Annotated in this window: 24 protein-coding genes, 3 tRNA genes and 1 rRNA gene; all 28 read right to left on the bottom strand. The window is 35.6% G+C overall.

Features of this window, described 5'->3' with window-relative positions; all coding sequences use genetic code 11:
- Window positions 1-7: 7 nt before the first annotated feature.
- Complete coding sequence (locus HNR32_RS02545) at window positions 8-490, bottom strand: HyaD/HybD family hydrogenase maturation endopeptidase (RefSeq protein ID WP_260162431.1); 483 nt, start codon at window positions 488-490, stop codon at window positions 8-10.
- On the bottom strand, window positions 487-1,146 hold the full coding sequence (hypB, locus tag HNR32_RS02550; RefSeq protein ID WP_183859351.1) for a hydrogenase nickel incorporation protein HypB: 660 nt from the start codon (window positions 1,144-1,146) through the stop codon (window positions 487-489). Before hypB ends, HNR32_RS02545 begins: the two co-directional genes overlap by 4 nt.
- Window positions 1,146-1,487 (bottom strand): hydrogenase maturation nickel metallochaperone HypA, encoded by a 342-nt coding sequence (hypA, locus tag HNR32_RS02555; protein ID WP_183859353.1) that lies wholly within the window; start codon window positions 1,485-1,487, stop codon window positions 1,146-1,148. The genes hypB and hypA overlap by 1 nt, the downstream gene beginning before the upstream one ends.
- Before the next feature lie 79 nt (window positions 1,488-1,566).
- Entirely contained in the window at window positions 1,567-1,809 is a 243-nt protein-coding gene (locus tag HNR32_RS02560) for a heavy-metal-associated domain-containing protein (RefSeq protein WP_183859355.1), read from the bottom strand.
- Between the two features lie 13 nt (window positions 1,810-1,822).
- Window positions 1,823-2,584: a Ni/Fe-hydrogenase, b-type cytochrome subunit gene (cybH, locus tag HNR32_RS02565; RefSeq protein ID WP_183859357.1), complete on the bottom strand. Its 762-nt coding sequence runs from the start codon at window positions 2,582-2,584 to the stop codon at window positions 1,823-1,825.
- A complete protein-coding gene (locus tag HNR32_RS02570) occupies window positions 2,581-4,476 on the bottom strand; it encodes a nickel-dependent hydrogenase large subunit (RefSeq protein ID WP_183859359.1) in 1,896 nt (631 codons plus the stop codon). The genes cybH and HNR32_RS02570 overlap by 4 nt, the downstream gene beginning before the upstream one ends.
- Before the next feature lie 8 nt (window positions 4,477-4,484).
- Window positions 4,485-5,609 carry a hydrogenase small subunit gene (locus HNR32_RS02575; protein WP_183859361.1) on the bottom strand — a complete coding sequence of 375 codons (1,125 nt, stop codon included), beginning with the start codon at window positions 5,607-5,609 and terminating at the stop codon, window positions 4,485-4,487.
- A gap of 384 nt (window positions 5,610-5,993) precedes the next feature.
- Window positions 5,994-6,383 (bottom strand): dihydroxyacetone kinase phosphoryl donor subunit DhaM, encoded by a 390-nt coding sequence (dhaM, locus tag HNR32_RS02580; RefSeq protein ID WP_183859363.1) that lies wholly within the window; start codon window positions 6,381-6,383, stop codon window positions 5,994-5,996.
- Between the two features lie 12 nt (window positions 6,384-6,395).
- A complete protein-coding gene (gene dhaL, locus HNR32_RS02585; protein WP_183859365.1) occupies window positions 6,396-7,013 on the bottom strand; it encodes a dihydroxyacetone kinase subunit DhaL in 618 nt (205 codons plus the stop codon).
- A gap of 170 nt (window positions 7,014-7,183) precedes the next feature.
- Window positions 7,184-8,179, bottom strand: coding sequence for a dihydroxyacetone kinase subunit DhaK (gene dhaK, locus HNR32_RS02590; RefSeq protein ID WP_183859367.1), 996 nt, complete (start codon window positions 8,177-8,179; stop codon window positions 7,184-7,186).
- 227 nt (window positions 8,180-8,406) lie between these two features.
- The gene (locus tag HNR32_RS02595; protein ID WP_183859411.1) at window positions 8,407-9,615 is read right to left on the bottom strand and encodes an anaerobic glycerol-3-phosphate dehydrogenase subunit C; all 1,209 of its coding nucleotides are present in this window, start codon (window positions 9,613-9,615) and stop codon (window positions 8,407-8,409) included.
- A gap of 8 nt (window positions 9,616-9,623) precedes the next feature.
- Complete coding sequence (gene glpB, locus HNR32_RS02600) at window positions 9,624-10,886, bottom strand: anaerobic glycerol-3-phosphate dehydrogenase subunit GlpB (protein ID WP_183859369.1); 1,263 nt, start codon at window positions 10,884-10,886, stop codon at window positions 9,624-9,626.
- Window positions 10,883-12,490, bottom strand: coding sequence for an anaerobic glycerol-3-phosphate dehydrogenase subunit GlpA (gene glpA, locus HNR32_RS02605; protein WP_183859371.1), 1,608 nt, complete (start codon window positions 12,488-12,490; stop codon window positions 10,883-10,885). The genes glpB and glpA overlap by 4 nt, the downstream gene beginning before the upstream one ends.
- A 394-nt stretch (window positions 12,491-12,884) precedes the next feature.
- Window positions 12,885-14,378, bottom strand: a complete 1,494-nt coding sequence (glpK, locus tag HNR32_RS02610) for a glycerol kinase GlpK (protein ID WP_183859373.1) — start codon at window positions 14,376-14,378, stop codon at window positions 12,885-12,887.
- A gap of 70 nt (window positions 14,379-14,448) precedes the next feature.
- A complete protein-coding gene (locus HNR32_RS02615; RefSeq protein WP_375782628.1) occupies window positions 14,449-15,180 on the bottom strand; it encodes an MIP/aquaporin family protein in 732 nt (243 codons plus the stop codon).
- A gap of 247 nt (window positions 15,181-15,427) precedes the next feature.
- On the bottom strand, window positions 15,428-16,291 hold the full coding sequence (locus HNR32_RS02620) for a YitT family protein (protein WP_183859377.1): 864 nt from the start codon (window positions 16,289-16,291) through the stop codon (window positions 15,428-15,430).
- 400 nt (window positions 16,292-16,691) lie between these two features.
- Entirely contained in the window at window positions 16,692-17,324 is a 633-nt protein-coding gene (locus HNR32_RS02625; RefSeq protein ID WP_183859379.1) for a hypothetical protein, read from the bottom strand.
- Window positions 17,317-17,721 (bottom strand): DUF3783 domain-containing protein, encoded by a 405-nt coding sequence (locus HNR32_RS02630; RefSeq protein WP_183859381.1) that lies wholly within the window; start codon window positions 17,719-17,721, stop codon window positions 17,317-17,319. Before HNR32_RS02630 ends, HNR32_RS02625 begins: the two co-directional genes overlap by 8 nt.
- Window positions 17,722-17,820: 99 nt before the next feature.
- Entirely contained in the window at window positions 17,821-18,873 is a 1,053-nt protein-coding gene (locus HNR32_RS02635; RefSeq protein WP_183859383.1) for a hypothetical protein, read from the bottom strand.
- Between the two features lie 262 nt (window positions 18,874-19,135).
- Window positions 19,136-19,945, bottom strand: coding sequence for a methyl-accepting chemotaxis protein (locus HNR32_RS02640; RefSeq protein WP_196611145.1), 810 nt, complete (start codon window positions 19,943-19,945; stop codon window positions 19,136-19,138).
- Between the two features lie 138 nt (window positions 19,946-20,083).
- On the bottom strand, window positions 20,084-20,974 hold the full coding sequence (locus HNR32_RS02645; RefSeq protein WP_183859385.1) for a LysR family transcriptional regulator: 891 nt from the start codon (window positions 20,972-20,974) through the stop codon (window positions 20,084-20,086).
- A gap of 34 nt (window positions 20,975-21,008) precedes the next feature.
- Complete coding sequence (larA, locus tag HNR32_RS02650) at window positions 21,009-22,292, bottom strand: nickel-dependent lactate racemase (RefSeq protein WP_183859387.1); 1,284 nt, start codon at window positions 22,290-22,292, stop codon at window positions 21,009-21,011.
- A 198-nt stretch (window positions 22,293-22,490) separates the two neighbouring features.
- Window positions 22,491-23,696, bottom strand: a complete 1,206-nt coding sequence (locus tag HNR32_RS02655) for an MFS transporter (protein ID WP_183859389.1) — start codon at window positions 23,694-23,696, stop codon at window positions 22,491-22,493.
- Between the two features lie 166 nt (window positions 23,697-23,862).
- The gene (locus HNR32_RS02660; RefSeq protein ID WP_183859391.1) at window positions 23,863-24,090 is read right to left on the bottom strand and encodes an Imm74 family immunity protein; all 228 of its coding nucleotides are present in this window, start codon (window positions 24,088-24,090) and stop codon (window positions 23,863-23,865) included.
- 163 nt (window positions 24,091-24,253) lie between these two features.
- Window positions 24,254-24,344 (bottom strand) — tRNA-Ser (locus tag HNR32_RS02665).
- Between the two features lie 18 nt (window positions 24,345-24,362).
- Window positions 24,363-24,438: transfer RNA gene (locus HNR32_RS02670), tRNA-Trp, on the bottom strand.
- A gap of 5 nt (window positions 24,439-24,443) precedes the next feature.
- Window positions 24,444-24,520: transfer RNA gene (locus HNR32_RS02675), tRNA-His, on the bottom strand.
- 58 nt (window positions 24,521-24,578) lie between these two features.
- Window positions 24,579-24,695 (bottom strand): 5S ribosomal RNA (gene rrf / locus HNR32_RS02680).
- Window positions 24,696-24,886: the final 191 nt, after the last annotated feature.

Here is a 24,886-nt window from a genome sequence, read left to right on the forward strand (position 1 = left end):
CTTCCATTTATTTAATTGGTACTATGTCCCATTTGTTTAATTGCTGTAACACCTTTTCTACGCCATAGTCAATTTTATCCGCTATGACTTCAGTCATATCAACCCCCAAAGCTACTACGGCCGGCTTTACTCCCATTACCACAGTTTCCTTTATCGGTTTATCGGTAAAAGTCAGTGCTGCCAATAAATCATTTAACCCTACATCATGTATTGACAGTTTATTGGTAAAATACCGCGTTATTTCATCACCGATAAATGTAAAAAACTCACCAATCTCCCCTTTAGCATTTATGGCGTCAACAATAATTAGTTTATCGGTTCCTTCCAAATATGGCAGAAGTTCCATTCCCAATGTTCCGCCATCAAGAATTTGCACATTATCAGGAAATTTCATTTTCTGCATTTTTTCTATAACATGCACACCAAAACCATCATCCTGCATAATAGTATTACCTACACCTAAAAGTGTTATTTTATCCATTTGTTTCATCCATTCTGTTTAGATTTCACTGCATTTTCCAGCCACTTGCACCACTCATCAATGCCGCTTTCCTGTTGACAGGAAGTTTCAATTATTTCAATGCCCGGATGCAGACAAGTTATATCATTTTTTGCTGATGCCATGTCAAAATTAGTAAACGGTAATATATCAACCTTATTTAATATAGAAACCGCTGCTTCTTTAAATATCAGAGGATATTTTAGTGGTTTATCATCACCTTCAGTAATGCTGAGCACTGCAGCTTTGCTGTCTTCACCAATATTAAATTCAGCTGGGCAGACAAGATTACCGACATTTTCTATAATCACTAAATCAAGTTCAGCTAAATTTAACTGCGGCAATACTTTTTGCACCATGGCAGCGTCAAGATGACAGCCACCACTTGTATTTATTTGAATAACTGGTATCTCGTGGCTTGCTATTCTATCAGCATCCTTACTGGTAAATAAATCACCCTCAATAATTGCCATATTCAATGATTTTTTTAATTTACCTATAGTTTTTTCTAATAATGTTGTCTTGCCGGCGCCTGGTGACCCAATAATGTTTAAGGCAAAAATATTATTGTTCTTAAAAATTTGCGCATTTTCGGCAGCAATTTTATCATTGCCGCCCAATATATCTTCCATTACTGAAACTTCCATTAATCTACCTCCAAATATTCCACACGTAATTCTCGCCCGGAAATAATATCCATATGACCCGATTTACAATGTGGGCAAAAGAAATTATAATTTTCAATATGTCCCTGCCAATTACAATCATTACAATGACCAACCAGTGGTACATTTTTTAATTTTATCTCAGCATTTTCAGCAATTGTCCCTTTTGACAGTGCTTTAAAGCAAAATTCCAGGGAATCAACTACAACACCTGTCATTTCGCCTATTAATAATGATATTGTATGAACTTTTACAGCATTATTTTTTTCGGCATAATCCTTTACTATATCCATTATGCCTTCAGCCATTGCCATCTCGTGCATTTTATGCTCCTCAATAATCTAATTATACCTGATAAAAAGAGCTGCTGCATTACGCAGCAGCTCTTTTTATTTTATTTCGTTAGATAGCCGCTTGTAAACCTTTTTGTTCAAAAACAGCTGTCAATTCACTTAACCGTGTTTTAGATGGATTGTAATTTATTGTTGTTTCACCATCATGCGTATGAATATGAACATGCAACACTCCAGGCAAGCCCAATAATTGTTTTTCAACAGCTTTGGCATTATCTGCATCATAGCCTGTTACAAAAAACTGTATCTGAGTTCCCTGTCCATGTGTGGAACATCCACATGTTGAACACATAATTATTCCTCCCTCAGCCTTTAATTATTTTACCGTGTTCATTACGGATGTCATTTATATCATCCGGCAAATGCGCTAAAATTTTAGTACCTGAAATCATACTCGATATTTCTCCTTCACGTTCCATAAAATCCGCTCTGACTACCATATAGACATGAATAGCCGCAAATAGGAATATAGCCCAAGCTACCAAATGATGAACTACATGCAGTGCCATTTCACCATAAGGGACTGTCAGCCAGCCAAATAAAAATGCTCCGACACCATTGGGATTAACCTGAAAATACATCGCCAATCCCGTAAAAATTTCCACAATTATCAATCCATATATGGCTACATAAGACATTCGTGCCATTGGATTGCGTAAAAATTGCTTATGGGTGTATTTAAGCAAGCAATAATGCAACATAACTTCAACTAAATCATCCCAAAACTTAATTTTGAAAATGTTTGGCAAAAGTCTATCACCCTTATTTACTATATAACCATATATTCTAAATAAAAATGCTGCTGTTAAAATAAAACCAAATACAAAATGCAGGTTTCTTATCCAGTCTACTGATAAATGCCATTCATTAAGGGCTACATACTGGCCTTCGCCCATAGACATTGGTGTCATTATAACTATACCTGTGGCAAATAATACAATTATTGATATAACCATCAACCAATGAAAAATACGTAAAAACGGACTAAAGATATAATATCGTACTAAGTTTAATTGTTTGCCATCAGGTATCGATGTCTCAACAAAATCCCTTTCCTTTACCGTCATATCTTACCACTCCCTATATATGGATCGGTACTAATTACACTAAGTGTTTTCTTTTCAGTATTATATACATGGGCTGCACAAGCCAGGCAAGGATCAAATGAACGAACCGCACGTACTATTTCCAATGGTTTATCTGGAACCTGCACATTGGTATCCATCATGGATAGTTCGTACGCTCCCTGACCGGCCTTGTCATCGCGTGGGCAGGCATTCCATGTTGTTGGCACTACGGCCTGATAATTTTTAACCTTTTTATCTTTTATAACAATCCAATGTGACAAAGCACCACGTGGTGCTTCATATAAGCCAACACCTTTATATTCGCCGTTGCCCCAGGAAGATGGATCCCATTTTAAGGTATTAGCAATATTGGTATCACCAGCGCCAATATTTTTTATAAGTTTATCAAAGAAATATTTTTCCAAGGCTGCTGACAACTGGGCATCAAGAGCACGAGCTATGGTACGTCCAGCAGTTGAAGGCATCCATTTTTCAGCTGGCAGATTCAATAATTGCGATACATGTTCAATCTGGTCCATCATTATCTGTTCTGCCCAATTAGGTTTAATAATACCTTTTTTTACTTTGGTATAAACAATAATATAGCGGGATAATGGACCAACTTCGCAAACCTTACCACGCCAGGTAGGTGTTTTTACCCAAGAATATTTATGATCCTCATCCAAATTTTCCCATTTTTCTTTATTACCGGCTTTATCCCCTGTATAGTTAGGTTCAGTTTTACCAGCCCATGGATGAAGTGCTTCATCATCTTTATACCAGGCATGTTCTGCACTTTCTGTAATAACGGCACTATCTTCCAAATCCTTACCTGTCAACTCTGTAAACTGAGCGGCAGCTACGCCTTGTCCAAAGTTTTCTACAACACCATCACAGCGTATCAAGCATGCTGCTGCAAAATCTCTGTGGCTGGCAACAGGTTCGTCAGGATAAGCCCCAAACCCCAGTACACGTGTTTTAGCTAAACCACCACCATCAACAGCACTGCCATTTTGGGCATGAATATGGGCAATGGCCAGAACATCCGGCACATAAAATTCATTGGCAAGCGCACTTGTTGTAGCAATTGCCGTATCAACGGCTGCCAAGCGCTGGCTGTTTACTGGAGCATTCATATCATTTAAGGAAATTGCACAGGACATACCACCAACTACATAATGAGGATGTGGATTTTTGCCGCCAAAAATTACATGCGGAATAACAATTTCTCTTTGTTTATCAAGCATATTAAGATAATGAGACACTGCCATCAAATGAACTTCTGGCGGTAATGTCTTATATGCTGGATGATCCCACCAGTTAGCAGCAAATATCCCCAATTGCTTGGAATCAATCAATTGCTGTACTTTACCTTTTATTGCCTCATAATATGCTGTTGTTCCTTTAGGAAAATCTTTAGGATACGCACTGAAATTAAAACCTGCCGCTGGCTTTATATTAATTTTATATTTAGATAATACCGTATTTTGCAGAGCAGCTGTAGCTGCTGGATCTGCCTTTAATGCTTCAATTGGGCTAACCCAATCCAACGCATGCAAATGATAAAAATGAACTGTATGGTCATGTACCGTCAATGTAGCCGCCATTATATTTCTTATATAATGGGCATTTTTAGGGATTTTTATTTCCAATGCATCTTCTACAGCACGAACAGCTCCTAATGCATGGGCAGTGGTACATACACCGCAAATTCTTTGTATGTAAGCCCACGCATCACGCGGATCACGATTTTTTACAATAGTTTCCAGACCTCTCCAAGCTGTACCGCTAGAAATCGCATCATTTACCTTACCGGTTGATTCATCTACCTCAACTTCTACGCGCAAATGTCCCTCTATACGGGTAACCGGATCAACTACCACTCTTTTCATTTATTAAATCAATCCTTTCTTTTGCTTTGTCTGTCTTGCTCTTCAAGTGCCTGTTTTATTTTTTCCGCTTCTTTTTTATCACGTTTTTTCTTTTGTACTGCTGAAGTAGCCAAATGAGCTGTAATACCAACAGCTAATGCACCTGTAGCTACAGCACCTATTTTATCAATATTACCTAAGCCGAGGCCAGCAACTTCTGGCAATCTTTGATAAAACGGATCATTATCCCAGAAATTCTTACTGGTACAACCAATGCAGCCATGTCCTGACTGAATAGGATAGGACAGACCATTCCACCATCTCATACTGCCACAAGAAGCATATGTTTCTGGTCCACGGCAGCCAAGCTTATACAAACACCAGCCAGCTTTGGCACCAGCATCATTAAAGTCATTAGCAAACATCCCTGCATCAAAAAATGGACGGCGATAACAGGTATCATGGATACGATTACCATAAAATTGTTTAGGACAATTTTTATTATCAAGTGGTGGTAGTTCACCAAACATCGCATAATGGGCAATAACACCAGTCATAACTTCAGGAATAGGCGGACACCCTGGAACATTAATAATTGGTTTATTTTTTATAACATCACTGATCGAAACAGCCTGTGTAGGATTAGGACGTGCTGCCTGTATACCACCCCATGCTGCGCAAGTACCGTAAGCAATAACTGCTGCCGCACCATCCGCAACTTCTTTTATCTGTTCTAAAAATGATTTACCGCCTACCATACAGTAGCCACCAGATGCATCTGGTGGAACAGCACCTTCTACAGCTAAAATATATTTACCCTTATACTCTTTTATAACTTCCTGTAAATGATGTTCAAATGGTTCTCCTGATGCTGCTGATAAAGTATCATCATATTCCAATGCAATCATATTAAGGATAACATCTGATGTCATCGGTGCCCCCGAACGAATAAAAGCTTCGCTGCACCCTGTGCATTCATGACCATGCAGCCATATAACGACTGGTAATCTTTTTTCTGCTGCCTCAACAACTTTAGGCAGCATAGTAGGTGCCAACCCCAGTAATGCTGTCATTGCCGTACAAGTTTTAATAAAACTGCGGCGACTTATACCTTTTTTTCGGTACATGTCCCAAATAGAATCATATTTTTCCATAATACCCTCCTACGCATACTGTTATATATATCTACATTTTATTATAATCCTTATTTATTTTATTAGTCAAGAATAAGCAATTTCATTTATCATATTATTAGTTTATTTCTTTTCTATATAAAATATATTCTTATTATAAGTACAATATTTAGTCAATTATAGAAGTGTTTTGTATTTCATTGATAACTAAGTAATATTTTTTTCAGATGTCAACACTGCTGTTAAAGGATTTATAAATTTTTTTATAATTATAAATTTCTTATTATTTTGCTTTTAATCCAACTATTCTTCTAGGACTAAATGAATAAGACTACCTTTTATTATTATTCTCTATATAATAAAATACTCCTTTCAAATAAAATCATCATTTGAAAGGAGTACAATTTACTCTTTATTCATATTCTTAGCATCAGCAGCTGTCTGTAAAACTTTGTCCAATGAACTTCCTAAGGAAGCCTCCACTACTGCTGCAATACTGCCTTCAACTATTGGCGCATTAGCTAAAAACACTCTTGCGCTAAGCTCCGGTTCAATCATTTCTTTAGCCAAATCCACACTCATAACCGCACTGCCTAAATCAGCCAGTACTGCCACACCATCACCTTGATCGGCATTTTCAATTGCTTCCTGGATACGCATTGGGTCAGTTCCAATGCCACCATCTTGTGTTCCACCAGCCGTAAATACTGGATGATCCTTAGCCATTTGCAATGCCAATTCTTTGATTCCCTCAGCAATTTTGGCACTATGTGAAACTATAACAACACCTACCATTATATTCTCCTTTTACTTTACATATTCATAAAGTGCTTTAAGCATCGTAGTTGACGATGTTGCACCAGGATCCTGGTGACCAATGCTGCGCTCAGCTAAATAACTGGCTCTGCCTTTTGTAGCAATAATTGTCTTAGTATACTCTACACCAGTCTGTGCCGCTTCGACCGCATCTTTTAGGCATTCTACAACATTTTTGCCGGCATCAATGCCTGTACCTATAGCTTCGGATGCTGGTATAAGCGCATCCAGCATTGTTTTTTCACCTTTAACTGCCTTGCCCCGATCCTGTATGCCTTTAATGGCAGCATCCAGCATTTCTTTAGCCGTGACAGCATCGATTGCATTTTTATCCTTACAGGCCGCACTAGCACGTAAAAAAGCTGTTCCATATAATGGTCCCGATGCCCCACCAACACTTGATATCAATCCCATACCTACTGTTTTCAATACCATTGAGATATCAGCATCATCTTTTAGTGCATCTATTTTAGTAAATACGCTGGAAAATCCACGCGCCATATTTATTCCATGGTCCCCATCGCCAATAGCCTGATCAAGATCTGTTAAAAAATCTTTTTCTTCTATAATAGCCTGTCCTGCTAATTTTATTGCTTCTATTGCTGTCATTATACATCCGCCCTTCTTATTTCCTTAACTGAACCTCCCACGACTAAAGCCGCAGGTCTCCTGCTCCATAGATAGTTGCTTGCCAAGCACATCTTACATTATCGCCACAGGCTATCCCCGTAGTTCCTGCAGTTTATCCTATATGTCTACGCTGTTTTTACGTAATATTATTAAAACTGTACTAAAGCCGGTGTGTCTGCCGGTGCTGCCAATAGTTCCTTCAATTCAGCATCAAGTTTCAACAAACTAATTGAGCAGCCAGCCATTTCCAACGATGTCATATAATTACCTACGTATGTTTTGGCAATTTTTATGCCCTTTTCCTGTAGTACAGTCTGCACTTTACCGCTTACAACATATAATTCCATCAACGGCGTTGCTCCTAAGCCATTAATTAGTACAGCAACTTCATCGCCGCTATGATAAATATCTTCAGCAAAAATTTTATCAAGTAATTGCTGGGTTATTTCATCAGCTGTTGTAATGCTTTCACGATGTGTGCCTGGTTCGCCATGGATGCCCATGCCGATTTCCATTTCATCATCAGCTAAAGTAAAGCTTGGTTTTCCTGCTGCTGGAACAGTGCATGGTGATAATGCCATACCCATTGAGCGAGAATTTGCTATTACTTTTTCTGCAACTGCTTTTACATCTTCCAGCGATGCGCCAGCCTCAGCTTTTGCTCCAGCTATCTTATGTACCAAAATAGTTCCGGCGATACCACGACGACCAATAGTCCAAGTGCTGTTTTCTACAGCAACATCATCATTTGTTACGACTTTTTCCACTTTAATGCCATCAGCTTCAGCCATTTCAGCAGCCATATCAAAGTTCATAACATCACCACTGTAATTTTTTATTACTAATAAAACACCTTTTCCATTGTCTACAGCTTTTATTGCTTCATATACCTGATCTGGGGTAGGTGATGTAAATACAGCACCAGCCACAGCAGCATCGAGCATTCCTTTACCGACAAAACCTCCATGAGCTGGTTCATGACCGCTGCCACCGCCGCTTACTAAAGTTACTTTATCGGATTTTTTATTTTTTCTAGTTACTACATCAAAACCTTCTAATCTTTCCAAATATTCCGGATGTGATGCCACCATCCCATTAAGCATTTCTTCTACAACATTGTCTGGATTGTTAATAATTTTTTTCATTTAAATAAATCCTCCTTATTATACAATTCTATTATATATAGTTATACAAACACCAAGAAAAACCTGCATTAAATTACAATAATTAACTCCATAATAACATTATTTTAATTATTATTATTTATAGATTGATTAGTAATAAATATCATTATTTGTAGAAAAAAAATGGCATCTATAATAATTAAAGATGCCATTTTCATTTATCATTGAACAATAAAACTTAGTAATAATTATAAACCATAAGCTTTACGTAAAACAGTTAATGGATGTATTGCTGGAACACCACTGCCATTTTCCATCTGAAGACGACAGGTACCACATTCACACACACCAAGTTCAGCATGAGAATCTTTAATTTTACCAAACAATTTAGCGCCAACCTTCATTGCTATTGGGTTTTTATCAGCCTTGAAGCCATAACTGCCGGAAATACCACAACAACCAGCATCAGCTTCTTGAATCTTAATACCAGGAACAAGCGGTAAAAGTTCCATGGAAGGTCTGCCAATAGCCTGAACTTTTAAATGACAAGGAGCATGATAAATATATTCAGTACTGTCATTAGCAAATTCTGTATTGAATTCACCTTCATCATGCAGCTTAGCTAAATACTCTACAGAATCATACATATGCTCTGCATACTCAGACATTCCTTCGAAATCAAACAATTCCTGATATTCCTGTTTAAGCATCAATCCACAGCTGGTGCAGGCAGTGATAATATCATAGCCTTTATCTACCCATGCTTTTAATAATTTGGCATTTTTAGCCGCATTAACACGAGCATCATCAATATAGCCACCGGCTACCATTGGTGAACCACAGCAAACAAAATTCTCATCGATTGCTACTTCTATTTTATTTTTCTGATAAACTTTAACCATATCAACGCCAACTTCTGGCTGATTATAATTTATAAAACAGCCTGAGAAAAATACAACTTTGCGCTGATAGGAAGTCTGTTTAATTTTTTTGAATTTGCTAATGAAAGATTCACTAGCATAACTAGGCATTTTAGCATTTGAAGATATACCCATAGCACCAAGCATACCTACAGATTTACCTATAGTCATACCTAAATTGGCAAAAGTAGACGCTAATGGTATAGAGGTAATTAATTTACCCATTTTTTCACTATGTGCCAGCATATCATCAGCTGGTGATTTACGCGGATGGGTTTTATAATACTCATTTTTAGCTAACATATTAAGAGTAGAAATAGGTACCCCTGAAGGACAAACCAAATCACACGTCTTACAGTTAGAACAATAATCGAGCATTGGATCATCATCAGATACTAATTTTCTAAGACGAGTTAAAGCTGGTCCTGTCATTTTAGGGCCACGGAATTTTCTTGTGGCTGCTGTTACAGGACATGCTGTAATACATATTGTACATGCTGTACATTTATCTGGATCTATCGCATGATGTTTATTTATTGCCATTATTATGCCTCCCCACAAAATGCGGCAGCTGCTTTATACGCCGTAATTAAAGCAACCCCATTGCCTGATTTTTCAACACAAAAATCATAGCCCGCGAGGCTTCTACCTACAACTTTTACATTAGAAGCTACTTCTTTTCCATCTGCCGCCAGCGGTGTCAATTCAGAATTTACATTTACACCAAACTGCGCAAAAATTTGTTTTTTATCACCAAATAGATCTTTATGGGACCATTCAGTCTGCACTTTCGGTACATCAATGTCAATATTGAATACCGGTTCGGTCATTGCACCAATTTTAGCTACAAGTCCACCGCCATAAACGCCGCCTGTTGCTAAAATAAATTGGTCAGCATAAAATTTTCTCTGACGGTCAAAACCTTCAGTTATTACAGCCTGACATTTACCATCAATTATTTCAGAACCAACAACACGTGCTTTTTCAATTATCTGCACACCGCGTTTTTTAGCATAGGCTGTCATCATCTTAGTCAAACGTGTACCAGTTACTGCTGGTGGCAGAGATGACACTTCCACTAATGCACAGTCAAGCTCTTTTTCCAATGTGTCCAATATTTTATAATTTGGATCAAGGCCCAATACTGGCGGTAATACAATAGCGGTATCAGGTTTTACATGCGATTTTACCTGATCGACAAAAGAACGATAACCAGCTTCAGTTTCCAGCCATCTTGCAACATCCATTGCCGAAATATCACGCAAGTCTCTTTCATATTCAAATTTAAGTTCAACTATCAATTGTTCAACATTTTTATCTGGCAAACGCTTAGCAATATTTTTTGTTGCCATATCAGCATAAAAATCCTTCATGGTGTCAAAACCAATTACAAGAATATTTTTAGCAGCTATAAGAGCCTTGCCATTCATAGTACGCGGTACTAAACAGCTTGGCTTAAAGTTACCAATAGCAGTAGGCAGCCATATATTTTCATTAGCAGAACCAATATAAGGAAAGCCTTCTTCTTCCGTAATCTTTAAAAATGTATCTAACGCTTTTTTAGCAGTATCTGCTCCAACTTTAGCATATGGATGTTTAGCATCCATAGCAGCAATAGCCTGCATCGGGTCTGCTACTGGTGTACCTTCATCAGTATATCCCAATACATCAATAATACCGCCGCCGATAGTAAGAGTGCCTGCACCATAAGACAATATCTGTACTTTCTTACCTTTATCTGCAGCTACGCAAGCCGCAAATAAACCAGAAATACCATTTCCTATAATTAAAATATCACTTTTTTTCATTTTATTTCATCTACCCCGCTCAAGTTTAAAGCTGCATCATAAATTGCGCGTGTTAATTCGATATCACGAAGCATATTACCCCATAATACCGGACGAATACCTTTCCAGCGTGTTTCTAAGAATTCTTTAAACAAGAACACTGTATCTTTAGCCCAAGGCATATCATCTTTATCCACAGCGCCTACACTGCGATATGCACAGAAGGTTCCCTGACAGGTTCCCATGCCAAGACGGGTACGTCTTCTTAAATCGCTGACAGTATGGCTGCTAGGCTCTGATGCTATTTCTTCGATTTCTGCTAATGTTACATTTTCACATTCACAAACAAGCTCTTTAGTTTCCGGTCTGCTTTCAATGCGTTTTATAACACGTTCTAGTTTTTCATTGCCCAAACGTGATGCAGCAAGTTCTGCCCCATAGCTTGGGAATACTGCCTTAGCTCTATTCATCAAGTCATCTGATGGTCCATCAACAAGATTTTCTTCAGCTGTACGACAAGCAGTATTAACGCCTAATTGTTCGCAGACAATATCACAAACTTTTTCAGCCATTAAGCGATAAGTAGTAAATTTACCACCACAAACACTCATGAAATGCTTAATGCCGTCATGAGCATGATCTAGCGCAACGAAACCACGTGATGCACTGCGGCCTTTAGCATTAGGGTCAGCACTATATAATGGACGTGTACCAGCAAATACACGTAAAATACGATAATCATAAAGATTTTCAAAAGTTACTTTACCAATATTCATCATATCGAGAACTTCTGAGGTTTCGGAACTTGTATCATCAGGTGCACTGTCAATAGAGCTTGTTCCTAAAATGGTAATTGAACCATGTGGCACAAAAATATCAGCATCAGATGATGGATGCAATCTATGTACTACATGATTGCAAATACGGTGATTAAAGGCAATAAGTGTCCCCTTGCTTGGTTTTACATTAACATCGATGCCTGCTAAATGAGCAACATTGCCAGCAAATGAACCAGTTGCACTAATTACATAATCACAGGCAATTTTATATTCTTCGCCAGTCCATCTGTCACGCACATGCACGCCAGCAACTTCACCATTGACAGTTTCAATACCAATAACTTCAGTATAAGTTTTAGCCTTACCGCCATACTTATTAGCGGAAGCTACCGTCTGCCACAGCAAACGGAAACCATCAACAGCTGCTCCTGGGCAGCGATATGCCGAAAGAAGTTTACGGCTTAGGTTAGGTTCTAATTTAAAAGCTTCATCCATACTCATCGGTACAGCATAAATACCACATTCTTTGCAGGATTTTACCCATTCTGCTTCGAATTCTTCGCTATCTTCGGGCGCACGAACAAAAATACTTTCTGTTGCCTCAACGCATTGCTTGCCAATCTTACGCAAAATAGTATTTTCTTCAATGCACTCTTTAGCTGCTTCTTTATCTTTTACCGCATAACGACCGCCACTATGAAGCAGTCCATGAAATCTCGAACTTGTCCAATAACCAAGGTCATCACGTTCTACCAAAAGTGCGTCAACCCCACGCATGGATAAATCACGCAGGATACCGACACCGGTAGCTCCGCCGCCTATAACGACTACTGTTGTTTTTAACATAGTTCTCCCTTTTCCTCCCCAGGCATATATATTGTTAGGCTTTAAATTATAACAAAATATGCAAAAGCTAACAATAATTAAATTTACACAATCGAATTAAAATTTCATCTATAAAAGCTTCTGTTAAAATATATAATTATTGCATAAAATATTATTTAATTCAGATTATGGTATTAACATATTAACATCGCGTGATGCACAATATAATTCATTATTATTATAAAGCATTATATAGTTTATAGCAACAATTTTACTATGCATAAATAAAAAATATTTTTACATTTGAAATTACATTTTTTTCTTATGAAGTATAGCTAATAAATAAAGGCTACAGAAATTATATCAACCTCTGCAGCCTTTTTCAATCTTTACGACAATGTTACTTTTTTAGGAATCAAAGCCAGTTCATAGTGCGACGAACAGCTTTTAACCAGCCAACATATAATTCTCTTCTAGTATCTTCGTCCATATCTGCTTCAAAGCGGCGATCAATCTGCCAATTATTAGCAAGCTCTTCTTTGTTGTTCCAGAAGCCTACTGCCAAACCTGCTAAATAGCAAGCACCAAGTGCTGTTGTTTCAACAACTTTTGGACGTTCTACAGGAACACCAAGCAAATCACTTTGGAACTGCATCATTAAGTTATTGGCAACTGCACCGCCATCAACTTTTAATGCATTAAGTTTAATGCCGGAATCAGCCTGCATAGCATCAAGTACATCTTTGGTCTGATATGCCAAAGAATCAAGAGTAGCACGGATGATATGATTTTTAGTAGTACCGCGGGTTAAGCCAAAGATAGCGCCGCGAGCTTTCATATCCCAATAAGGTGCGCCCAAGCCAACAAAAGCAGGTACTACATAAACACCCTCAGCATCATCAACTTTATTAGCATAGAATTCAGTATCAGGTGCAGATTCAACAATTTTAAGTCCATCGCGGAGCCATTGAATAGCAGAACCAGCAACAAAGATACTGCCTTCAAGTGCATATTGAACTTCGCCGTCGATACCCCAAGCAATTGTAGTCAATAAGCCATTTTTGGAATCATATAATTGTGAACCAGTATTCATAAGCATGAAGCAGCCTGTACCATAAGTATTTTTAGCCATACCTGCTTTGAAGCAGTTTTGGCCAAACAATGCTGCCTGCTGATCACCAGCAATACCAGAAATTGGAATTTCAACGCCCTGGGTTACGCTAGGAATAGTAACGCCATATACTTCACTGGATTGTTTTACTTCTGGAAGCATAGCTTTAGGAATATCCAAATATCCTAAAAGTTCCTCATCCCATTCTAAAGTACGAATGTTGTACATTAATGTACGGGATGCATTGGAATAATCAGTTACATGAACTTTACCACCGGTAAGTTTCCAAATTAACCAAGTATCCATTGTACCGAATAATAAATCACCAGCTTCAGCTTTTTCACGTGCACCTTCAACATGGTCTAAAATCCATTTTACTTTTGTGCCGGAAAAATATGCATCGATTAAAAGGCCTGTTTTTTTATGGAAAACATCTGCCAATCCCTGTGCTTTTAGTTCATCGCAGATTTCCATTGTTTGGCGTGACTGCCATACAATAGCATTATAAATAGGTTTTCCTGTATTTTTATCCCAAACTACAGCTGTTTCACGTTGGTTGGTTATACCAATAGCAGCAATTTCGTTAGGATCAATACTAGCTTTAGCAATTACTTCTGAAATAGTACCAATCTGTGTAGACCAAATTTCATTAGCATTATGTTCAACCCAGCCTGGTTTAGGGAATATTTGTGTAAATTCACTTTGAACTGTTGCCACAATGTTTGAATCATGATCAAATAAGATTGATCTTCCGCTTGTTGTACCTTGGTCTAACGCTAGTATATATTTCTTTTCCATTAAAAAAGCCTCCCCATTTTTATCCAACTTATATCAAAGCTTACATAGCAAGCATTGTTAACTATTAATTTTAAATAATACCTACTGCTTTAGCAATTACATATGCTACAAAACCGCCAGCCAATGGTCCAAACACAGGCACCCAACTATAAGCCCAATCAGAACCACCTTTACCTTCTATTGGTAAAATAAAATGTGCAATACGCGGTCCAAGATCACGTGCAGGATTCATCGCATATCCGGTAGGTCCACCCAAACTAAGACCTAATGCCCAGATTAATACACCAACAATATATGGTCCTACACCAGCTGGGAAGTGACCATTATTGGCATTGAATATTGCAAAAATCATGAAAACAAGCATAAATGTAGCAATAAATTCACATAAGAAATTTTTCCAATAGCTTCTTACTGCAGGAGCTGTACAAAATACTCCTAATTTAGTTGCTTGGTCTTCCGTAATTCCCCAATGCGGTAAATATGCGAGCCATACAATTATACCACCTAGTATGCCACCTAAAAGTTGAACTACCATCGTAATTAGAGCTTGATCAAAAGTATAAATACCACCTTTTAAAAGCTTAGCTAAAGTAACAGCTGGATTCAAATCACCTTGTGGAGCACCTAATGATGTTGCTGCAAAAACACCTAACATAACAGCAAATCCCCATCCAGCAGTTATTACTATCCACCCACTATTTTCACCTTTTGATCCTTTTAAACATACAGTTGCGCAAACGCCACCACCAAAAATAATAAGTACAGCTGTTCCTAAAAATTCTCCTACTAAATTATCCATTATAAATCCCTCCTAATATATATGAAATTATCCGTATGTAATTATAAAATATCCAAGCCATCTCCTTTCTAATTATTATTACATAGCGGTATTCACCAAAATTAAAACACAAAACATAAAAATATTACAATAATATATTGTTATGAATTATTAAAATATTTTAAAAAAACTTTATAAAAATATTAACAAAGCATTTGTAATTATTTAAATAATTTTCTCACCATTTAAACAATTACAAACAAATTATTGATTAGCCTTTCTTTAATCGCCCACCAATTATGTCATTTACCTGATATATTGTCACAAATGCCATCTCATCAACATTTAAGACAGTCGCCTTTAATTTGCTGATTTCTAATCTGGTAACAACACAATAGAGAATCTTTCGCGGTTCTTTAGAATAGCCGCCTTCGCCATGTAAAAGAGTAACACCGCGTCCTAATTCATTTATAAGCGTATCTGTTACTTCATCATAATTAGATGTAACAATCATAACTGCATAGGACTCTTCTAATCCCTGTATTACTACATCAATTGTTTTTGCTATGATAAAATAGGCAATTAACGAATACATGGCATTATCCCAGCCGAAGATCAGGCCTGCCCCACTTAGAATGAATATGTTGATAAACATTACAATCTCACCAACAGAAAAAACCGTTCTTTTATCTAAAATAATAGCAACCATTTCAGTCCCATCCAAAGAACCGCCATTTCTAATGATTAACCCTACACCTATTCCGGTGATAATCCCGCCAAAAACAGCTGCCAAAAACGGTGTTTCAGTTACTTCAGGTATCGGCACCAAAACCGCTGTCCATACTGATAAAGAAATTATGGAAAAAACACTGGCAATTACAAAAGCCTTGCCCATATTACGATATCCCAAGTATAAGAATGGGATATTTAATACCGTCAAAAATACACCCAGCGGAACATTAAACACATATGAGCCCATTATTGAAAGACCGACAATTCCGCCATCAATAATATTATTAGGTACTAAAAATAACTCCAGACCAGCTGCTGTTATTATTGTCCCTATAAACAACAATATGTATTTTCTCGCACAGTCAATATATTGACGTTTACGAATATTTTTTTTATTTTCCATATTTTTATGTAAATTATTCAAATACAAACTACCTTCATTATGTTCTTATGACCACAAATAGTTATAAATTATTGCCGTGCCATAATTATAAATCAATTTAGCAATTTATGCAAACAAAAAATATTTTCGCAATCTTTATAATTTTTTCCTACAAAAAAAAACGTACGAACGAAATTTTTTTATTACATTTTATTTATTTTTATTATTTGTAACGTAATTAAATTGATTTTTATTTATAATTAAATTTCAAAATTTATTAACTATATATTTTTTTATAAAATAACGTATTACATATAATATAATACGTTATTTATCTTTTTTCAGTATTTCAAATTCATATTACTATATTAAACTGATAAAAGTACATTTTTACCTCAAAATATAACATTTTTAACATTCTTCATAGAAAAAATTGTCTAAAATAGCCAATCAATGTACTATTTTCCTGATATTTTTTTTCAATTTCCCTTTTTAATTTATCTAATTTATTTTCCTCTTGGTTTAATTTATCAATTTCTTTATCAATATTTTTAATATTTTCCTGTATTTGCAGCAAACGTGTATTTATATCTTGCTTTTCTGCCTGTTCTTTTTGACTATTTTTCTTATTTTTTCCGGTAATAGCATTCCAAATATTATTCAACAATGATTCTTTTGGCACTGGTTGATTTTTTTTCTCAAGCAAATTTTCTGTCTCTTGCTGCAACTGTTTTTTTATTGCCTTAAACTTATCTTTCTGCGTTTGCAGATCATTCTCCTGCTGCTGCCAAGTATATTGTTGATGTAAAAATGAATTTTCTAACGATTGCCACTGATATTGACAATAATTTGCTATTTTAAAACCACTTAATATGCCACCGATAAAAATAAATAACACTAGTGTTACAATTAAAAAATATCTATATCTATTATTTTTTATACCGAAAATTTGTTTTTTTACTATATCATTATTTTTTTCAATACTAATTTTATTCGAATTTACCTTACTCATAAATTTAGTTTGATTAAATTTATCTGTACTATTTTTATTCATTTTTACTTTTTTGTTCTAAAATATAACCATGTTCTTTTTGTATTGACAAACATAATCGTTCCAATGACCAAAATCGATTAAGCGGTGTTACCACAGCTTTATATATTATTTCAATATCAGCATTACGTAATTTTTTCAAAACTTCATCAAGTCGTTTGTTTTTTATATTATAAAAGACTAATACTTCATGGTTGAAATCAAAGTCCTTATCTTCATCACGTTCTACTACTGAAAAACCTGGTAATTTTAATAAATAACCTATTTTTTGACAATAATCTTCCGGTTTTAATATTACCACTTGTATACGTAAAGCTTTAAATATCCCGCTAATCTGATTTAAATATTCTTCATCGGAAAAATTATACAATAAAATTTTTTCTTCTTTTCTTTTATCCATAAAAACACTTCACCTCTTAATGTATATTATACGCAATTACTCTTAATATCTCAAATAAAAAACAGACAATATTTATTTACCAAAATATTGTCTGTTTTTTTACTGAAGAATATCTTTTTTCACGATATTAGTCAAATTGTTTTCATTACTTTCTAATATTTTTACCTGATTTAAGGCTTTATTAGCCGCACGCAAAGTCTGTATGTTTTTATCATCAAGCCATTTGCTGTAATTCGTATAATATTCCAGATATAAATCACAAATACGCAATCGCAATTTTTGCAGTGTTGAGGCTGATTTAGGTGCATTAATCGCCGTTAAGGCTTCTTTTAACATTTTCCAGTGCGGTACCATATTAGTATTTATTATTGTCTTTAAGTCATTACGGACAGCATCACTGCCAATACTATTTTTGCTAATTATAGCATTAAGCTGATTTTGTATATCAGAAAATGTCTTTTTATGCTGCTGCATTAAGGCATCGGTCTTTTCTACATACTCATGCATATATTGACGGCGATGATTGTTCAATAAAGTTAAAAACTCAGAGAAATTATTTATCTGCACAATTTTCCACACACCATTAGACTGACGTTCCATTAGTACTGTAAAGGAAAAATTCTGTGCTATCTCCGTTTGCTGTATATCAATTTTATAAATTGCCTTTCCTGCTTTTTCATCAATATTTACAAGCTTTTTATCTATTACCTTGATATCATTCAAACCTAAATTATCGATAAGTGCAGCATCTTCCGACATTTGCTCCTGGGATTGCGCAGTATCTTTTTCCCATTTACCTGTTTTTACATATAAATTAACAGCCTCATCTATCTTTTTGCCTAACGCTTCTTGGAAAATTCCTGCGTATTCCTGCATTACAAGACGAGTGTCGCCTTGCTGGGCTGTACGTGAAATAAGCATATTTTCTATAATATCTTGGGATAATTTATTTACAAGTGCTTTTTCGTCAATATATTTATTAAATTTTTCGATATCATGTTTTTCAATAGAAGTTTGCACCATCTGCCATGCATATTCTGGTGTTTTTATATGATAAGCAAAATACCAATATAATGATGAGAGTGCTATCAGTAATAAAATTATTCCTATTAAAAACAATTTTATCTTCATATTGCTAAAAATTTTTTTCATTGTTCACACCTTCTCTCTATTCAGATGTAACTCATATTATGACATCTTGTCAATGTTTCTGCAATAGTACTTCCCTAAATTTTCCAACAAATATTTTTATCACTGTTATCTATTATAATATCATCTATTAACTTATTTTAGTAGTTATCAACTAATATCTATTATTAAATGAAGCAACCCCCACAAATTAGAATAAAAAATCTAAATTATGAGGGTCGCTTCACCCAATACCTTATACTCAACTTCTGTAAAACATTTTTACTTACAATTTAAATATACTTATTGCCTCTGATAATTCTTCTGCCATTTTAGCCAATGCTGCACTCGATGATGTAATTTCATCCATAGCCGCTGACTGTTCTTCCGTAACTGCAGATACCGTTTCAGCCTGCGCTGCTGTATCACGTGAAATAATATCAATTTCATTTACTGAATTAACAACTTCTTCGCTGCTATTTGTTATGTCTTTAACCGCACCAGCAATTTCACGTACCTGCCCAGAAACTTGATTGACTAATTTAACGATATCAGCAAATGTTCGACCTGCCATATCAACAACTTCTGTTCCAAGCTTCACTTCCGCTGAACCTTCGTTCATAGCAACTACAGCGCTATCTGTATGCATTTGAATTTGCGCAATTAAATCAGCTATCTGCTTAGCCGCTGTCTGTGATTGTTCTGCCAACTTACGCACTTCATCAGCAACCACCGCAAACCCTTTTCCCTGTTCCCCCGCACGTGCTGCTTCGATCGCAGCATTAAGTGCTAATAAATTAGTTTGACCAGCGATATCTGATATTGTGTTTACAATCTGTCCTATTTCTTTGGACTGATTCCCCAAAGCTACTACAACATTAGCTGAATGTGATACCTTATTATTGATAATTTCCATTTGGTTGACAGCATTTTTTATTGACTTCCCACCTTCTTCGGCAAAATCAGCAGCCTTATCGGCAGTACTTTCAACATAGTATATATTTTCCGCTGCATGAGATATTTTTTGATTAATAGCATCTACTACATTACTGGCTTTTTCTACAACCTTTATTTCCCGGCTTGTTCCTGCTGCCACTTCAACAATAGCATTAGCAGTTTGTGTTGCTCCCTGTGCCGACTGTGTGGCATTAGATGTTAAATTATTCGATGATGTTTACGTTCCTTTTTTATAATAAAAAAGCCATCAGAATTTTACTGATGGCAAAATAAATCATTAATTATTGTTAACGGACAGTATATATTCTATATATATTTGTAAGCTTTTATATTTAGGATTATTCTTTTTATAAATTAAGCATTCTTCTAATACTAATTCCTGAGCTAATTCTCTCCAGCCATTATTTATTCCCAATGCTTTTAATAAACGTTTTGGCAATAATGCTCCAGCTTCATTGTCTTTACAATAGTGTATCATGGCATATGGTGTTGCTAATCGTGCCACAATATGAGGTAATTTCCCATGTTCTAAAAAATATTTTTGAAAAACCTGATTTACCGAATATTCATTAGGATATCCCACAAAATCACTTTGAATTATCTCGTGAACCGAAATCAATTTATCTTCCTGCAATAATAACGGAGCATAATAAACAAACTTATCCCGACAAAAACAAATCCGCTCATATTCTTCCATCAAAAACGGTTCAATGCCATAAATTGATGCAATATCAATCTGTTCATTACGTAAAGCCGCCAATAAATTATTCTCTTCCATATCATAAACATCTATCCTGATATTTTCATTATTCTTTTGAAAATGAGCGACATGCTGGTTCATTAATACATCACCAAATGAACGCAATACACCAACATGCAGATTAGTCATAATATTTTTAGACATCGACTGTACATCATACACAATACTGTGCAAATGTTCGAGCCATTCATTTATCTGACGATAAAATTCCTCACCGGCTTTAGTAAAATCACTGCCCCGTTTACTGCGTGATATAAGTTTTACCCCAACAATTTCTTCCAATTTTTTTATTTGGGCACTAAAGGCTGATTGAGTTATATTGGCTTTTTTTGCTGCCAAAGTAAAATTTTTAACCTCACCATAATAAATAAAGTTTTCTAACTGCTGAATAGTTGGCATTTCTGACATATAATCTTACTCCTAATAGCCTGATATAATTTTTTTATTCATCCACAATTACTGATAGTCCATCCGGGATAACTGTTATCTTTGCTGCTTCTCCCATTATTGCAAAAGCTCTGTGCAATGCTTCAGTAAAACTTGCTGCCAATTCCATGTGCATACTTTGGACTAATTCAGCATCAACTAAATCAGAAACTAAGATAACATGATGATTAGCTAAAATACGGGCTAAAATTTGTGACGTCCATTGATCAGGTAAAGTTTCATCCCGTTTAGTAGCAATAGCTTTCGACAAAAATTCCTGCGGTGTTGCATAATCAGCTAAATTATGATAGAACCCTTCGCCGCCATGACCATCTGCGCAGCCTGCTACCATAATAATTACACCATTTTTCTTATTGACAGCCTCTGCTGCTGTCATGCCTTTTACTGCCTGATATATATTTTGGTCAAGTGGATAACCGCCATTAGTCGATATAGCTATATCACATTCTACTTTTTTCACATGTGCTAGATTCTTTACAAATTCGCAGCCTTGTTCATGAGCTTTTTCCATATCACCGGCAACAGATGCTATAATTTTTTTATCACCGTTTAGTACCACATTAATAATAAATTTTAAATTAGCTTTTCTGGCAGCATATACCATATCTTTATGTATAGGATTTCCCGTTAAATTTCCCGTGCGGGCATTGCGGGAATCAATAAATTCGCCACAATGATTAGCCATTATTGTTTTATATGAAGCTACTCCCGGTAATACCGATTTTCGTCCGCCAGAAAAACCAGCAAAAAAATGCGATTCAATAAATCCTTCTGCTAATAAAAGATCCGCTTCTACCGCTAATTTATTAATTATGCAGGGGCCACCTGATGGCAGTGTTCCTATTTTTACCATTGACTCATCATCTGTAGATATATGCATCACAATTTTTTCATTATTAACGATATCTTCACCATATTTACCAATTAATTCCTCTTTAGTGGAGGGACGATGAAAACCTGTAGCTACTAATATTGTTATATCGGCTAGCGGTTCAATACTGCGAATTCTCCGTAATAAAATAGGCATTATAATTTTTGAGGGAACCGGACGGGTATGATCCGAACTAATAATTACAATTTTATTTTTACCTTTGACTAACTCTTCTAATTTTACAGAACCGATAGGATTATCAAGTGATTCTTCGACTATGTTTTCTTCGGTATTTTGTGCTTTATATTTTTCTGCTCCTGAAACTAATACGGCTGCTAAATTATCTTTATTAATGATGGCTTCGCTATGACCCTTATGATACGGTAAAAAAATTTTTTCTGTTTTCATAAAAATCCTCATTTCTGTTTTCTTATTTATTAATATTCTTCTTAAAGTATACATCATTTTTATTTATCAATCTAATAAATAAATTTTATAATTGCTATCAAAAAAAGTGATATATTGATCAATTAAATAAATAAAATAGGTATAGAACAAAGTAATATTGCGTCTTTGTTCTATACCTGTAAAATGTCCAAACACTATTTAATTATTATCATTTTCCATAGCTAATGATACTTGTGCGCTGGCTTTTCTGCCATAAAACAAAAAATATAATATAAAACATATACCTGCTATTGCAGCAGCTACTAGATAAAGCGATTGAAATGTGAGCAGTGTTCTTAAGCAACCTAAAATATAGGGACCAACACCAAGACCTAAATCCAATGCTACAAAATAAGTAGAAAGAGCTACACTAACACGATGTGATGGTGTTAATTTTATACATACTGCCTGTCCATTTGACATGAATGTGCCATAACCTAATCCTACGAAAACTCCGGCTAAAAGCAGCATTACCGCTGTATTCGTGATGCTAAGCATAAACAAACCTAATGCCAAACAAATGTAGCAAGGATATAATACATAATTTTCACCTTTACGATCAAATATTATCCCAGTCAAGGGCCTTGTAATTGTTATGATCACTGCATAAACAACAAAGAAAAATGTTCCGGCCTGCACTAAATTTATTTCTCTTGTATATGCTGCCAAAAAACTAAGTACACTAGAATAAGCAAATCCCATCAAAAATCCAATGACAGAAATTACCAATACTCTTACTTCAACATAATTCTCCAGGTTAAAAGCTTTCATGCGCTTTATTTCTGCATCTGTCAATTTTATTTCAGTAACATGCAGCATCAGACAGCCTATTACACAAAGCCCAATGAGAACGGTACAAGTAATTATTATAACAGTAAAGTTTGCTACAAGCATCAATAACATTCCTAAAAATGGACCAATAGCAGCAGCCAGGCTCGTGCTTAATCCGTAATAATTGATTCCTTCACCGCGACGCTGTTCTGGAATACAGCTTGTAATTATAGTATTAGTTGCGGTAGAAAGAAGACCGTAAGCCATACCGTTAAGAAAACGTATAACATACATAATTCCTAAATTAGGAATATAAAAATACATTAATGTCGTTACCAAATAAAAGAACACTCCAATATATAGCGTCTTTTTACGACCATATAATTCAATTCCTTTACCGACTTGCAAACGAGCCAATAATGTACCCAAAATAAAAATACCAGAAGCCAAACCAGCTTCACTTAATGATGCATTTAACTGCTGTTTAGCTACCACGGCAATTATAACCATCAATAAATAATAAATAAGATACACAACAAAATTAATGCCTGTATCTAACAGAAAATCTTTGTTAAACAAGGAATCTTTATTCATCCATTCATCTCTCCATTACACCTGATTAAAATATATAATAACTTCATCCCTTAAGATGATAACGCCTATTATATACTCTAACTATTAATTTGTATAACAGTATAATTCGATAAATGTCATAAAATAATATTGTAAGAATTAATACCCCAGCTATAAATTTTTATAGCTATTCAAATGTAATTATTAAATGTGAATTGCTTGTTTGATTGATTATGCTGGCAATTATTTTTTCCTTTTCGATATCATTTATTACTTCTGATTCGTATGGTGCTTCCCAATTTTTTATAGAAGCCCTATATGCAATAAAACCGCCTTGCAGTAATTCACCTTTAATTATAAGTTTTTTGCCTTCAATTTCCACTTTTATATAAGATTTCGTTCCTACTATCTTCATTATTAATATATCCTTTTCCCATAAGATTATCTTATATTATACCGCTTTATAAAAAGAAGTCATATAAAAAATTTTACTTCTTACCAATAAAATTTATAATTATTTAGGCACACAAAAAAACGGCTATCAGATTTATTATCCAATGCCGTTGAACTTACATAAATGGCGGAGTGAGAGAGATTCGAACTCTCGCACCGGTTACCCGGTCTAACGATTTAGCAAACCGTCCTCTTCAGCCTCTTGAGTATCACTCCACAATATTTAATTAAGAATGGCAGGGGCAGAAGGACTTGAACCCTCAACCAATGGTTTTGGAGACCACTACTCTACCAATTGAGCTATACCCCTATAAATGGGGTGACTAGTGGGGATCGAACCCACGCAATAACGGAGCCACAATCCGCCGTGTTGACCGCTTCACCATAGCCACCATATTAGCTTTATAAAGCAATATCAGGCTATCAGCGATAACCTGATATTAACTTATTAACCGGCAACATCCTATCCTCCCAGGGGGCTGCCCCCCAAGTACTTTCGGCCTGTGGATGCTTAACTACTGTGTTCGAAATGGGAACAGGTGGATCCATCCAGGTATCGCCACCGGAATAATGACTACCTTTTCAGATATTCATTTCTAAGTGTTTGCACACTCAAAACTTCACAGAAGAAATCTTAGACCAAACATTCTTTTTCTTACTCTTTTTGTTGCTCGTTGAAATTAAGTTAAGCTCTCGACTTATTAGTATCAGTCCGCTTCATGCCTCACAGCACTTCTACTCCTGACCTATCAACCTCG

The sequence above is a fragment of the Pectinatus brassicae genome (genome assembly GCF_014201835.1).
Lineage (GTDB): Bacteria > Bacillota > Negativicutes > Selenomonadales > Selenomonadaceae > Pectinatus > Pectinatus brassicae.

Coding starts and splice junctions, on each gene's coding strand:
- HNR32_RS02545 (WP_260162431.1), bottom strand. CDS start 490: ATGAAACAAATGGATAAAATAACACTTTTAGGTGTAGGTAATACTATT.
- hypB (WP_183859351.1), bottom strand. CDS start 1,146: ATGGAAGTTTCAGTAATGGAAGATATATTGGGCGGCAATGATAAAATT.
- hypA (WP_183859353.1), bottom strand. CDS start 1,487: ATGCACGAGATGGCAATGGCTGAAGGCATAATGGATATAGTAAAGGAT.
- HNR32_RS02560 (WP_183859355.1), bottom strand. CDS start 1,809: ATGTGTTCAACATGTGGATGTTCCACACATGGACAGGGAACTCAGATA.
- cybH (WP_183859357.1), bottom strand. CDS start 2,584: ATGACGGTAAAGGAAAGGGATTTTGTTGAGACATCGATACCTGATGGC.
- HNR32_RS02570 (WP_183859359.1), bottom strand. CDS start 4,476: ATGAAAAGAGTGGTAGTTGATCCGGTTACCCGTATAGAGGGACATTTG.
- HNR32_RS02575 (WP_183859361.1), bottom strand. CDS start 5,609: ATGGAAAAATATGATTCTATTTGGGACATGTACCGAAAAAAAGGTATA.
- dhaM (WP_183859363.1), bottom strand. CDS start 6,383: ATGGTAGGTGTTGTTATAGTTTCACATAGTGCCAAAATTGCTGAGGGA.
- dhaL (WP_183859365.1), bottom strand. CDS start 7,013: ATGACAGCAATAGAAGCAATAAAATTAGCAGGACAGGCTATTATAGAA.
- dhaK (WP_183859367.1), bottom strand. CDS start 8,179: ATGAAAAAAATTATTAACAATCCAGACAATGTTGTAGAAGAAATGCTT.
- glpB (WP_183859369.1), bottom strand. CDS start 10,886: ATGAAAAAAAGTGATATTTTAATTATAGGAAATGGTATTTCTGGTTTA.
- glpA (WP_183859371.1), bottom strand. CDS start 12,490: ATGTTAAAAACAACAGTAGTCGTTATAGGCGGCGGAGCTACCGGTGTC.
- glpK (WP_183859373.1), bottom strand. CDS start 14,378: ATGGAAAAGAAATATATACTAGCGTTAGACCAAGGTACAACAAGCGGA.
- HNR32_RS02620 (WP_183859377.1), bottom strand. CDS start 16,291: ATGGAAAATAAAAAAAATATTCGTAAACGTCAATATATTGACTGTGCG.
- HNR32_RS02625 (WP_183859379.1), bottom strand. CDS start 17,324: ATGAATAAAAATAGTACAGATAAATTTAATCAAACTAAATTTATGAGT.
- HNR32_RS02630 (WP_183859381.1), bottom strand. CDS start 17,721: ATGGATAAAAGAAAAGAAGAAAAAATTTTATTGTATAATTTTTCCGAT.
- HNR32_RS02635 (WP_183859383.1), bottom strand. CDS start 18,873: ATGAAAAAAATTTTTAGCAATATGAAGATAAAATTGTTTTTAATAGGA.
- HNR32_RS02645 (WP_183859385.1), bottom strand. CDS start 20,974: ATGTCAGAAATGCCAACTATTCAGCAGTTAGAAAACTTTATTTATTAT.
- larA (WP_183859387.1), bottom strand. CDS start 22,292: ATGAAAACAGAAAAAATTTTTTTACCGTATCATAAGGGTCATAGCGAA.
- HNR32_RS02655 (WP_183859389.1), bottom strand. CDS start 23,696: ATGAATAAAGATTCCTTGTTTAACAAAGATTTTCTGTTAGATACAGGC.
- HNR32_RS02660 (WP_183859391.1), bottom strand. CDS start 24,090: ATGAAGATAGTAGGAACGAAATCTTATATAAAAGTGGAAATTGAAGGC.